Below are 12,644 nucleotides of genomic sequence, written 5' to 3'. Positions count from 1 at the left end.
AAGGGGTTCCGTTTGCTGTCCGAACTGATTGTTATGTTGATGCTGGGGCTTGTATTCGGATCATTTTTCCAAGTGGTCGCTGTACGCGTGCCGGCGGGGAAGCCGATCGCTTGGAGTCGTTCCGTATGCCCCAATTGTAAAACAACCTTGCAGGCACGTGATCTTTTTCCTGTTTTTTCGTTCCTGTCTACAATGGGAAAGTGCCGCTATTGTTCTGCGCGCATCTCTGCACAATATGTCATTGTGGAGCTTGCCACTGCTTTTCTCTTTATTCTTATCTACGTACGCTTTTATCCTCTATCGGTCGAGATGATCGCCGCGCTCCTCGTCCTTTCCCTGGCTGTTATTGTTACCATCACCGATCTTCGTTACATGCGCATCCCAAATGCTATTCTTCTCTTTTTTGCCATCCTCTTCGTTTTGATCCGTCTTTTCATTGATCCCCTGGAACCTTGGTGGAGCCCATTTTTGGCCGCGGCAATCAGCTATATCATTTTGTATTTCATCCTGCGTGCGAGCGGTGGCGGAATCGGTGGCGGAGACGTTAAATTTTTCGCTGTGCTCGGGCTCGCGTTTGGCATGTGGGATTTGCTGCTCGTGTTTTTTCTATCGACGTTTTTCGGCACGTTGATCGGTTTGCTTGCGCTCGTAAACGGCCGTTTAAAAACAGGCCAGGCCTTCCCGTTTGCGCCAAGCATTGCATTAGCGGTGGTCATCGTTCTATTGTTCGGTGACGCGATTTGGCGCTTTTATCCAATGCTTTAAATCGATGTTTTGTCGGACGGTTGCCTATGCCCATTGACAAAACTCCCCATTCTTCTGGTTGAGGCTGTGATAAAGTAAGGCAACAGAAGACGGATGGATGAGGAGGCTGAAATGGGACAAGGCCACCGCAAAATAACCTTTAAAATAAACGGGAAGGAAATCACTCGAAGCGAAGAAACGGTAGAAAATAGGGAAAACACGAAGGAAAAAAATACTGGGAAAGAGCAGGTTTCCGAGGAAAAAAAAGAACTCGGGCCCGCTCTTTCCGGCAAGGATGCCGGAGGCGATATCAAGGACCGGGGAAGGGAACGGCACGAGGTCGTCGATCTTAGTGAAAAGCGGAAGGAATGGGCCGAACGGGATCGTAAACCAATCACGAATAGTCCCGGATTGCCCCTTCATCGGAAGAAAAAAAAACCAGGCGCTCCTTTTCCAAGAAAAAGAGGATCTTTCAAGCATTTAAAAATCCCCGTAACCATTGCCGCGGCCTTGATCGTGGGACTTATATTTGGTCTCCCGCTGCTTCATTTAGCCACAAATTTTTCACTGACCTCCGATGCCGGCACAGCAGGCAATGTTTCCGGCAATCAAACCGGGTCCATGGCTGTTGATGAAGAAGAAACGGAACAAATGCAGCTGGATATTGTGCAGGCAGGGGCGTTCGACACGAATGAAGCCGGGCAAGAAATGCAAGAAGTATTCGCTGAAGCAGGTTTTCCGGCACTTTTGCATGAAGATGAAGAGATGATCTATTTGTATGTCGGTATGACTGCCCAAGGGGAAGCGAATAGCGAAGTGATTCCAGAAATAGAGGAAGAAGGGTTGGAAGGATATGTGAAGACATTGTCGGTTCCGGTCCCATCAGAAGGAATGGACGAAGAAACCGAACAATTGGCAAGGGATACAGGAGAAGCTTTATTGACCGGGCTGGAAGCGACCGGTTCAGGAGGAGATGAAAAAGAAGCAGAAGAGGCCCTCATGGATATGAATGCCATTGAAGGGGAAGGCAGCCAAGAAAGCGAGCGCTTTTCAGAAACGATACAAGCATTGCACGAAGAAGGAAACGCCGAGGACCACGAAGCCTGGATGGAAGCAACTATGGAATATGAGAATTGGATGAACAGTTTCTAGAAAACGAGGGTTTAGTCCATGTTGACACTAGCGTCCGCTTCATCGCGCCGACAGCAACTATTAAATGAAAGTGGCTATGAATATAGGGTGGCCGTCAGCAATATAGAAGAGCAAATCGATATGGAACAAACACCTGCGGAAAATGCCGTTCGATTGGCAACAGCTAAAGCCGAAGACGTGCACGAACGCTATCCGGAAGATGTCATTCTCGCTGCCGATACGATCGTGGGAATGGATAACATCATGCTCGGTAAACCGACGGATGCCGAAGATGCGGAACGCATGCTTACCCATTTATCCGGAAGGCAACACGAAGTTTATACCGGCATCTGCATTAAAAAAGGAACAGAGACACGAACTTATTCGGATAAAACGAGTATCTATTTTTACCATTTGGATACGAAGTATATCAAAGCGTATGTTGAAACGGGCGAACCGTTGGATAAGGCCGGCGCCTACGGCATCCAGGGCAAGGGTGCCCTCTTGGTCGAACGCTTTACCGGTGATTATTTTAACGTCGTAGGGTTGCCGATTTCCAAAGTCGCTCGCGTTCTGGAAGGTTTTAACATCTATCCGCGATGGGTAAAAAATCATGAATGAGGTGAAGCATTGACACAATCCCCCGCGACAAAACCCACCCTCCCGTTACAAGAAATGCCCCGTGAACGCCTCGTTCAAGAAGGGGCTGCTTACCTTTCCAACCAGGAACTTCTCGCTATATTGTTAAGAACCGGAACAACGAATGAAAGCGTCTTGCAGTTGGCAAACCGACTGCTTGTCGAATTCGATGGCATTATGATGCTCAAAGAAGCCAGTCTTGAAGAATTGCAGGCGATCAAGGGCATCGGACAAGTGAAGGCGGTTGAATTGCGTGCAGCGCTGGAGCTCGGGAAACGCATCCACACCACCCAGCAAGGGGAAAGGTACTCCATCAAAACTCCCGAAGACGCCTCCGATTATGTAATGGAAGAAATGCGTTTCCTCACCCAGGAACACTTTGTAGCTATTTACCTCAACACGAAAAATCAGGTGTTGCACAAGAAAACGCTGTTTATCGGGAGTCTGAACGCGAGCATCGTCCATCCGCGGGAAGTTTTCAAAGAAGCTTTGCGGCGTTCGGCGGCTTCTATCGTTTGTTTGCATAACCACCCCTCCGGCGATCCGTCCCCGAGCCAAGAGGACCGTGAAGTTACGAAACGCCTCGTCGATTGCGGAAAAGTCCTTGGCGTGGAAGTGCTGGATCATATTATTATCGGCGATCAACGTTATACAAGCTTACGGGAACACGGGATCATTCCATAGGATAAATGGTTGTGAGCTTACAGGGCCAGTGCATTTACGCGCTGGTTCTATTCTGTGTCTTATGGCGAGTGAGTTAAATGAGCAAGAAGGATCGCGTAAATCGGCGGATATGAGGCCCCGCAGGTGTAGCATGCTAAATGATGGATGAATGGTTACTTTAAGGAGAGATTTGGTTATCAGGTACCGGTCCCTCAAAGATGGAACCCAATATATGTTAAGAAAGCGAGGAGAGGCGTTATGCATCGCTTGGACAAACATAGACTGAACGAGTATGCGAAGGAAACCATGGATTTTTTGCGAAATGAGAATATCCCTCTCTTTCGAAAGACATTCCTTAAATTGCATTCGATGGATCAAGCCACAATTTTCGTTGCCCTGGATCTTAAGGAACGAGCCAAACTTTATCATAATATTTCAGCTGAAGAATTTTCAAACATCTTCCAAGAGCTTGACTACAAAGTACAACGAATGATCTTACAAGAACTTCATGAAACGTATGCAGCCGATATGTTTAATGAAATGAATACGGATGATGCTGCATCATTTCTAGTTGCATTGCCTGAAAAAATGCAACGTGGCCTTCTTCAAAAGATGAATGACACCGAGGCCTCGGAAATTCAAGAGTTAATGGGCTATCCTGAGGAAACCGCGGGATCCATTATGACAAAAGATTATGTGCAAATAAGAGCGGCTTCCACAGCTCGTGAAGTTTTGGCATATTTGCAAACAGAGAAGCCCGATGCAGAAACGATTTATTATCTATACGTCGTCAATGAACATAATAAATTGACGGGCATTCTGTCTCTGCGAGAACTTATCACGAATAATCCTTCAGAGCGCGTAGAGAATTTAATGCGCACTCAATTGATTACAATACAGGACGATGATGACCAGGAAGATGTAGCCCGAATAATCCAGCATTACGATCTTTTGGCACTTCCAGTATTAACGGATGCAGGAGCATTAGTTGGAATTGTAACGGTCGATGATGTGATGGATGTCGTTGAAGATGAAACAACGGAAGATATCGGTGAATTATCTGCCGTTAGAGGGGCTACGGATGTAAATTTATCCGCATTTGCCTCCGCCCGTAAACGGGCGCCTTGGCTTATTTTGTTGATGTTTTTAGGCTTGTTGACAGGGGGTGTGATTGATCAGTTTGAAGAAACGTTAGAAGCGGTTGTGATCTTGGCTGTATTTATCCCCATGATTATGGATTCTGCCGGAAATATAGGCACTCAATCGTTGGCCGTGGTTGTGCGCGGGATTGCTGTGGGAACGTTTCAACGCGAGAGTATCCGCCAGTTATTAAAACGACAGCTGGGCACGGGCCTTATGGTCGGTTTGATGTGCGGAGCCGTTATATTTGTCGTCGTTCCCCTGATTCCGTTTTTTGATGGGTCTTGGATGCTTGGTGCAATTGTAGGTATTTCCATCTTTTTATCTTTAAGCATAGCCTGCGTTGTAGGAGCCATTATGCCTTTAATCATTAACAAGTTGAAGCTTGATCCTGCTCTTGCATCCGGACCATTCGTTACAACCATTGGTGATGTCGTGGGCTTGTTTATTTATTTTTCTATCGCGACATCATTGCTTCAGTATCTTTAAGATCTATAAAGAACCCTCCCAAGCCCTGAACCCTTCCATGTTACATGTAGGAAAACCGATGGAAAGGTTCCTCCATGTCAGGTGGCAACGAATAGTTCTAAAGTTTCATATCCTTATTTTCTCGGCTTCTTAAACGTATGTTGTATGAATAGTACATGCTATGTTAGCCTAAGACGTTTTGAGGAAATTTATGAAAGCTTAGTGAAATGCTATGTTTTTCGAGAAATTTTGCGTATAATATAAAAGGGAATTTTAGATGAAAACGACAATGATTTGGGGTTGTGTTTGCAACGCCATGTTCAATAAAATGAAGAAGTGTAACGGATTCATCGACAATAAAGAATAGGGCTTGAATGAAGGGAGATACATAGATGTTTGGTGGTTTTTCAAAGGATTTAGGAATTGATTTAGGAACGGCGAATACGCTCGTCTATGCAAAAGGCAAAGGTGTTGTAGTGAGAGAACCATCGGTTGTAGCGATTCGTTCGGACGAACAAACGATTGAAGCCGTCGGGGATGATGCGAAAAACATGATCGGAAGGACCCCGGGAAACATTGTAGCTGTCCGGCCGATGAAAGACGGCGTTATTGCTGATTTCGATACGACTGCAACGATGATGAAGTATTTTATTCGCCAAGCACAGAAAAGCCGCTCCATTTTCACCCGCAAGCCTAACGTGATGGTTTGTGTTCCATCGGGAATTACGGCTGTGGAAAAAAGAGCGGTTGAAGATGCGACGAAACAAGCAGGTGCCCGCGAGGCGTACACGATTGAAGAACCGTTTGCTTCCGCCATCGGGGCGGATCTTCCGGTGTGGGAGCCGACCGGCAGCATGGTCGTGGATATCGGTGGCGGCACAACGGAAGTTGCAATCATCTCCCTTGGCGGGATCGTGACAAGCCAATCGATTCGAGTAGCCGGAGATGAATTGGACGACGCTATTATTCAATACATTAAAAAGACGTACAATCTAATGATTGGAGAACGGACGAGCGAAAGCTTGAAGATGGAAATAGGTTCAGCGGGCAAATTGGAGAACGTGAGCAGTATGGACATTCGCGGACGTGACCTTGTTACGGGGCTGCCAAAAACAATTACGATCCAATCGGATGAGATTTCCCATGCGATAAGCGATACCGTCACTACAATTATGGAGACGGTAAAAGCAACCCTTGAACGAACGCCCCCGGAACTGGCTGCGGATATCATGGATCGGGGAATTGTGCTGACAGGCGGTGGTTCTCTTTTAAATGGTCTTGATAAAGTACTTGGCGAGGAGACGGATATGCCGGTACTCGTTGCAGAGAATCCGCTGGACTGTGTGGCGCTTGGAACGGGAAGAGCGTTGGAGAACCTCCACCTTTTTCGGTCGCGCGCCGGGATTACCGCGAGATCAAACCGAAAATAGGCTGTTTAAAGCGGTGTCCCGTCTACTGGAAAACAAAATAAATGTTTCCATTTAAATGTGTAATGGTTTGAAAGGACGTAAATCCCCGCTTAACCGGCGGGGATTGTTCAAGAAGATCAATCTAGAAGGTGTCGTCCATGCCCCATTTTTTTTCTAATAAACGCTTGATATTGCTTATGGTCAGCATTATTGTGCTCGTCATTTTGGTCGGTCTGACGATGAATGAGCGAGAAGAGGTGACGTGGCCGGAGCAATTTATTAATGATTCCGTCGGGGTTGTTCAATCTGCATTCCAACGTCCGGCGAACTTTTTGGGTGGTATTTTTGATGATATCGGTAATATCGCCAATATTTATGAAGAAAACGAACGATTGAAATCCCAGATGGATGATTATGCATTTCTGTCTTCAGAAGTGGATGGGCTGCGTGAAGAAAATGCCAGTTTACGGGAAGCACAGGATATGGAGGAAAGCTTGGGGGATTATTCGAGTTTGACGGCGCTTGTCATTGAACGCCAGCCAGACCGTTGGACGGAAACGATTGGCATTAATCGTGGTTCCCAACATGGTATCGAGAATGATATGGCGGTGATTACCGCGGGTGGATTGGTTGGTCGTATTCAACACACCGGAATGTTTACCTCTCAAGTGCAATTGCTATCCGACGGAGAGCGTATGAATCGAATCTCCGCGAAAGTAGCCATTGAAGATGAAGCCCCTGCCTATGGATTCATTGAAGGTTGGGATGATGAAGAAGGTGCGTTCGTTTTAAGCAAAATTGAGGCTGAAGAAGAACTCGAAGAAGGCCAGGAAGTAAGCACCTCAGGGTTAGGTGGACTCGGATTTCCTGCCGATCTTCCTATCGGGAAGATTACGGGAGTGGAAAGTGATGAATATGGCTTAACGATGAATGCTTTTGTGGAACCGGCCGCCGACTACCACAATATTGAACACGTCATGGTGTTGGACCGGAACAGTCCTGAACTTGAGGATTTTGACGAAGAGGAAGAGGAAGAAGAAACCGAGGGTGCAGAGGAACCGGTGGAGCTTGATCCTGAAGGGGGCGCGGATTGATGCGTTACTTGCTCCCCGTCCTGATCGCCGTTGTATTTTTAATTGAAGGAACGTGGTTTCAGGTATTGGTCCCGCCGACAGATGAATTCGTATGGGTCCCGCGCTTCGTGTTTGTGATGATCGTTATCATATCCATATACAAAGGTGCGATGACAGGACTCATGTATGGAGGCATAACAGGTCTTTTTCAAGATGTGGTCTATTCGTCATTGATCGGTGTTTATATGTTTTCTTATGGGTTCCTTGCCTATTTGGGCGGTGTCTCTTATGAATCGGTAAAAAACCGGTTAATGCTCATGGTGTTGGTGATTGTTCTTGCTGTTAGCGGGTTGGAGCTTCTAACCTATGGCATATATCAAGGGATAGGCTATACGTCGGTCCCCTTTGGTGACTTTGCCTGGCAGCGTTGGCTGCCTTCCGTGTTATTGAACGGGGCATTTGGCATTTTGATCCTATTCCCGTTGCGAAAAATCTTTGCAAAACTGGAGCGCGAAGACCGTTTTAAAAACAGATCGTTGTAAAGCATGAAAGAACGGGTGAGCGGGAGGGGAGGAAAACTCCCGGTTCTCACCCGGTGCCTCGTTCCGGACTTTTGCACAACCTCTAGAAGGAAAAAAAGCGACATATATCGAAACTATCATAAGGACGGCATAGCGGAGACCTGGAGTGAAGCGGGGTGAGCAAGTGAAGACGGGCTATTCAAATCAGCTTGTTACGATCAGAGGGACAAAAGAAGGGCTAATCGTTCATTTGGACGACCGGTGTGCCTACTCGGAACTGATGGAAGAGTTGCAAGCGAAAATGGCGGAAAACAATAATGGGCACGGACAAAGCAAAGAAGTTCATGTGCGTGTTCATGTAGGCAAGCGTTATGTGGATGACGGGCAGCGGGAGGAAATCCGCTCTATCATCGAGCAGTCAGGGACGATCATGGTTAGCGAAATTGCCTCTGAAGTCATTACAATGGCGGAGGCTCTGAAAATAAAAGAAGATAACCAAATCCAGTCATACACCCGCCTCGTTCGTTCCGGCCAAGTGCTGAGTGTGAAAGGGGACGCTTTAATTCTCGGAGACGTTAACCCGGGGGGACGGTTGAAGCAACCGGAGATGTGTACGTAATGGGAGCTTTGAAAGGGACCGCCCGTGCCGGCACAAAAGGAAACGAGGAAGCGGTAATCGCGGCCGCCATATTGGTGCCTGCTCAGATGATGATTGCCGATCATCTATACTTAACGGAATTAAATCGCGAGGAATTGGCAAAGGAAGCGACGCTCGCGTGGCCTCGTTGTGCATATGTTGAAAAGGAACAACAAGCGATCGTATTTCAGCCTATGATCAGTTTAGCGGAGCTGCGAAAACAACGAAGCAAACAAAAAGAACAAGAATAAGGAGGGGAACCGTTGTGGGAGAGGCTATCGTCATCACATCAGGGAAAGGCGGCGTCGGAAAAACGACGACTTCGGCGAATATCGGGACGGCTTTGGCCTTGCAAGGCAAACAAGTTTGCTTGCTCGATACCGATATTGGACTGCGAAACCTTGATGTCGTCATGGGATTGGAAAACCGGATCATTTATGATCTGGTCGATGTTCTGGAAGAACGCTGTAAAGTTCAACAAGCGTTGATTCGGGATAAACGTTTTGATTGTCTGCACGTGCTTCCCGCGGCGCAAACGAAAGAAAAAACAGCAGTCACGCCGGAACAGATGGAAGAAATTGTTGATGCGTTAAAACCGGATTACGATTACTTGATTATCGATTCCCCGGCCGGCATCGAGCACGGGTTTCGAATTGCGGTAGCCGGTGCCGACCAAGCAATCGTCGTTACTACCCCCGATACATCAGCTGTCCGTGATGCCGACCGCATTATCGGTTTATTGGAGCAAGAGAATATCCCTTCGCCGAAACTGATCGTGAACCGTGTTCGTACAAACGCATCGAAAGAAGAAGCAGAAGATATGTTGGATGTGGACGATGTCGCGGCCACGTTGGCCATTGATCTTCTCGGCATTGTCTTTGATGATGAAAATGTTTTGCGTGCCGCCAATAAAGGCGAGCCCGTGGCGACAACCCCGAACACTTCCGCCTCATTCGCATATCGAAACATTGCCAGGCGCATTCTCGGAGAATCCGTCCCCCTCCTTTCCATTGAACCTAAAAAAGGATTTCTCGCGAAAGTAAAAAAATTATTTGGGATTGAAGCTTAAAGGGATAGTTTCCCGTGGCGGCCTGTTGCCTATGAATGGAACGGGTCGCTTTTTACTATCATCTCCCGTTGATTCGGACATTTTTGTTCTTTGTAAATAAAAATGTGTTAATCCCAGGTCATTAAACTGTCCGAACTGAGCCCCGAAAAAGCCCCATTAGGAAACGACCTCTACGTTCATTCCGGCGCCTCTTGCTCTTACGCATATCCTTGTCCTTTCGTTCATATGATGTACAAATCGGATGATGTGCGGGGAGGGGTGCTATGAGCCGGGATATTGAACGTGTGCGAAAACAGTTATCCAAGAAACGAAAGCATGAACCGGCGGGAAAAAAAGAGCCGACACCGAAACCAAAAAATCAAAAGCCATATTACGGATACTATCCCAGCCGTGAAGAAATGAATGAACATGAACCAGAATTCTATCTATGGAGGGATCGTGAGGGCCAGCAACCATCAAATCCACGCAAAGAAAAAATGAAACAACGTTTTTTCATTCAGTGGTTGGGCGCGCTGGCGATTTTTTTACTGACCGCGATGATTGTGCAAACGAACGTGCCGTTGTCTGCAGATACGAGACAAGCGGCCTTAAATCTGTATGAAAATGAATTCCAGTTTGCAGCTGTATCAAATTGGTATGAAGATCAATTTGGCCGTCCGCTCGCCCTTTTCCCGGAAGATCAGACCCATGAATCGGAATTGGTTGACTCCGATGGGTATGCGTTGCCGGCTGCGGGAGCAGGCATTGCGGAGAGTTTTTCGGAAAATGGCCGCGCGCTCGTTCTTGAAACGATGGAAGATGAAGAAGTCATTGCTACTCGCGGCGGGGTTGTCATACAGGCAGGTGACGATGAAGATTGGGGACCAGTCGTTGTTGTCCAACATGATGACGGAACGGAAGCATGGTATGGCACCTTGGATTCCATCGATGTTAGTTTATATGATCATGTGGATGCCGGTGATTCATTGGGAGATGTCACGAGCGATAATGAGGGGGACAGTGGACGTTTTACATTTGCGATTCGGGAAAATAACGAATATATTGATCCTAACGAAGTGATGTCCTTTGATTAATCTCCTGTTGCTCGTCCGTGTGCACCCTTTGTTCTGGGTCGTAATTGCACTGGGTGTCGCTACAGGTTATTTTCGTGAACTGCTCATGCTATTTGTGATTGTCTGTTGCCATGAACTTGGCCATGCGATTGCTGCAAAATATTTCGGTTGGCGTTTGCGAAAAATTGAATTACTGCCATTCGGGGGCGTTGCGGAGACAGAGGAATATGGAAATCGCCCTTACCGGGAAGAACTCATTGTTATACTGGCAGGCCCCTTTCAACACCTTATCCTCATGCCTTTGTCATGGGTTGCAGTTGCCATCTTTCCTTTCTGGACAACCAGCGATCATGAACTATTTTTGTTTCATAACACTGCCCTTTTATTTTTTAATTTATTACCGCTTTGGCCTTTGGATGGAGGAAAGCTCTTGCAACTGATCACTTGTAAGTTTTTGCCGTTTCGAGACGCACAAACATGGGCGCTTCGTTTTTCCTTCGGCTTTCTTGCGGTGGTTGCTTTGATTACAGCCATTTCGTATCCGATGCATTTACAGTGGTGGGTAATATTGGTGTTTCTTTCCGTGTGCCATTACCTGGAATGGCGTCAACAACCGTACGGGTTTTTGCGTTTTCTATTGGAAAGGCGTTTGCTTGGAAAAACATATGGGGGAAGAAACGTAGCAATGATCCAAGTAGCTTCGAAGGAAAGCGTACATGTGGCGTTGCGACGTCTCTATAAAGGGAAGCGAGCAGTTTATAAAATTAAAGAAACGGGACAATTGATCGATGAAAGAGATGTGCTCGACCACTGGTTCAAAACACGAAAAAGCCACGTTTCCATCGGAACGCTTGCGCATCTTTAAATACGTTTTAAACTGGATTGGAGTTATTGACAGTGTTAGAGCGCTATGATAACATAGCTATGTTGTTTGGAGCCTCCAAACTACAACCGCGCAACGTAAGGTTATAAGCTGAAGTGAAGAGGCACCTTACATGGCGAGTCTTAGAAAAGCAGGAGGTGCATGAAATGTACGCGATTATTGAGACAGGTGGAAAACAAGTCAAAGTCGAAGAAGGCCAGTCCATTTTTGTCGAAAAATTGCCGGCGGAAGCCGGGGAAGACGTTACTTTCGATAAAGTGATGTTGGTCGGCGGCGACGAAACAAAAGTAGGCGCTCCCTATGTGGAGGGCGCAAAAGTGGCAGGAAAAGTCGAAAAGAATGGCAAAGGCAAGAAAATCATTGTATACAAATTTAAGCGTCGCAAAGGCTATCGTCGTAAACAAGGTCATCGCCAGCCTTATACGAAAGTCACCATCGACAGTATTCAAGCATAAGGCCTAGTTGCGATGATTAAAATGACGATCGTGCGCGACGAAGCCGATCATACGATTCAATCATTCACGCTATCCGGCCATGCCGATGCCGCCGATTACGGGGAGGACATCGTTTGTGCCGGTGTATCAGCGGTTGCGATTGGCGCGGTTAATGCCATTGAATCCCTGTGTGTATCCCCCCTGCACGTGGAAAGTGGGGAAAATGGCGGTTACTTGCATGGGGCCATTCCCGACGCCTGGAGTGGACGGGAGGCTGAAGACGGCCAATTGTTGTTGGAAGGCATGCTTGTATCCATCTATGGCATACAGGAATCTTACGGAGATTTTATAGAAGTGACGGAAAAATAGAAGGAGGTGTACGACAATGCTAAACATGGACTTGCAATTTTTCGCTCAGAAAAAAGGGGTTGGGAGTACGAAAAACGGTCGTGACTCGATCGCGAAACGCCTCGGCGCAAAACGCGGCGATGGCCAAAACGTGACGGGAGGCTCAATCCTCGTTCGTCAGCGCGGCACAAAAATCCATCCCGGTGAAAACGTCGGAAAAGGCGGCGATGACACATTGTTCGCCAAAATTGACGGCGTTGTAAAGTTTGAGCGTGTCGATAAAAAACGTAAACGCGTGAGTGTATACGCACAAGAAGCATAACCTTTTGATCATTGACCCGGCTGCGCGCCGGGTTTTTTTGTGCGTAGCAGAGTGCATCATTAAACATGATAGAAGTCGTTAGGGCAGCAACGCGGTTATGATGGAGCCCTA

16 protein-coding genes and 1 other annotated feature are annotated in these 12,644 nt (G+C 47.1%); all 16 genes read left to right on the top strand.

What is annotated here, in order from left to right:
* The first annotated feature begins 33 nt into the window (after positions 1-33).
* A complete protein-coding gene (locus EPH95_RS07445) occupies positions 34-765 on the top strand; it encodes a prepilin peptidase (RefSeq protein ID WP_160141675.1) in 732 nt (243 codons plus the stop codon).
* Positions 766-876: 111 nt separating this feature from the next.
* The gene (locus EPH95_RS07440) at positions 877-1,896 is read left to right on the top strand and encodes a hypothetical protein (protein ID WP_142088724.1); all 1,020 of its coding nucleotides are present in this window, start codon (positions 877-879) and stop codon (positions 1,894-1,896) included.
* A gap of 18 nt (positions 1,897-1,914) precedes the next feature.
* The gene (locus EPH95_RS07435) at positions 1,915-2,496 is read left to right on the top strand and encodes a Maf family protein (protein WP_142088722.1); all 582 of its coding nucleotides are present in this window, start codon (positions 1,915-1,917) and stop codon (positions 2,494-2,496) included.
* A 9-nt stretch (positions 2,497-2,505) separates the two neighbouring features.
* A complete protein-coding gene (gene radC, locus EPH95_RS07430) occupies positions 2,506-3,198 on the top strand; it encodes a RadC family protein (protein ID WP_405127431.1) in 693 nt (230 codons plus the stop codon).
* A 237-nt stretch (positions 3,199-3,435) separates the two neighbouring features.
* Positions 3,436-4,806 (top strand): magnesium transporter, encoded by a 1,371-nt coding sequence (mgtE, locus tag EPH95_RS07425; RefSeq protein ID WP_142088719.1) that lies wholly within the window; start codon positions 3,436-3,438, stop codon positions 4,804-4,806.
* Between the two features lie 371 nt (positions 4,807-5,177).
* Entirely contained in the window at positions 5,178-6,215 is a 1,038-nt protein-coding gene (locus tag EPH95_RS07420) for a rod shape-determining protein (RefSeq protein WP_142088717.1), read from the top strand.
* 137 nt (positions 6,216-6,352) lie between these two features.
* Positions 6,353-7,288: a rod shape-determining protein MreC gene (gene mreC / locus EPH95_RS07415; protein WP_142088714.1), complete on the top strand. Its 936-nt coding sequence runs from the start codon at positions 6,353-6,355 to the stop codon at positions 7,286-7,288.
* The gene (mreD, locus tag EPH95_RS07410; protein WP_227004126.1) at positions 7,288-7,809 is read left to right on the top strand and encodes a rod shape-determining protein MreD; all 522 of its coding nucleotides are present in this window, start codon (positions 7,288-7,290) and stop codon (positions 7,807-7,809) included. Before mreC ends, mreD begins: the two co-directional genes overlap by 1 nt.
* A gap of 145 nt (positions 7,810-7,954) precedes the next feature.
* Entirely contained in the window at positions 7,955-8,407 is a 453-nt protein-coding gene (locus EPH95_RS07405) for a hypothetical protein (protein WP_142088709.1), read from the top strand.
* Positions 8,407-8,676 carry a septum site-determining protein MinC gene (locus tag EPH95_RS07400; protein ID WP_142088707.1) on the top strand — a complete coding sequence of 90 codons (270 nt, stop codon included), beginning with the start codon at positions 8,407-8,409 and terminating at the stop codon, positions 8,674-8,676. Before EPH95_RS07405 ends, EPH95_RS07400 begins: the two co-directional genes overlap by 1 nt.
* 14 nt (positions 8,677-8,690) lie before the next feature.
* Entirely contained in the window at positions 8,691-9,494 is an 804-nt protein-coding gene (minD, locus tag EPH95_RS07395) for a septum site-determining protein MinD (protein WP_142088705.1), read from the top strand.
* A gap of 263 nt (positions 9,495-9,757) precedes the next feature.
* Positions 9,758-10,567 carry a M23 family metallopeptidase gene (locus EPH95_RS07390; RefSeq protein ID WP_142088702.1) on the top strand — a complete coding sequence of 270 codons (810 nt, stop codon included), beginning with the start codon at positions 9,758-9,760 and terminating at the stop codon, positions 10,565-10,567.
* On the top strand, positions 10,560-11,411 hold the full coding sequence (locus EPH95_RS07385; protein ID WP_142088700.1) for a M50 family metallopeptidase: 852 nt from the start codon (positions 10,560-10,562) through the stop codon (positions 11,409-11,411). The genes EPH95_RS07390 and EPH95_RS07385 overlap by 8 nt, the downstream gene beginning before the upstream one ends.
* 74 nt (positions 11,412-11,485) lie before the next feature.
* Positions 11,486-11,562, top strand: a sequence feature (ribosomal protein L21 leader region).
* Positions 11,563-11,575: 13 nt separating this feature from the next.
* A complete protein-coding gene (gene rplU / locus EPH95_RS07380; protein WP_142088698.1) occupies positions 11,576-11,884 on the top strand; it encodes a 50S ribosomal protein L21 in 309 nt (102 codons plus the stop codon).
* Between the two features lie 12 nt (positions 11,885-11,896).
* The gene (locus EPH95_RS07375) at positions 11,897-12,232 is read left to right on the top strand and encodes a ribosomal-processing cysteine protease Prp (protein WP_142088696.1); all 336 of its coding nucleotides are present in this window, start codon (positions 11,897-11,899) and stop codon (positions 12,230-12,232) included.
* A gap of 16 nt (positions 12,233-12,248) precedes the next feature.
* Entirely contained in the window at positions 12,249-12,533 is a 285-nt protein-coding gene (rpmA, locus tag EPH95_RS07370; protein ID WP_142088694.1) for a 50S ribosomal protein L27, read from the top strand.
* Positions 12,534-12,644: the final 111 nt, after the last annotated feature.

Source organism: Salicibibacter halophilus (assembly GCF_006740705.1).
GTDB classification, from domain to species: Bacteria; Bacillota; Bacilli; order Bacillales; family Marinococcaceae; genus Salicibibacter; species Salicibibacter halophilus.
This window is presented reverse-complemented; position numbering and strand designations above follow the sequence as displayed.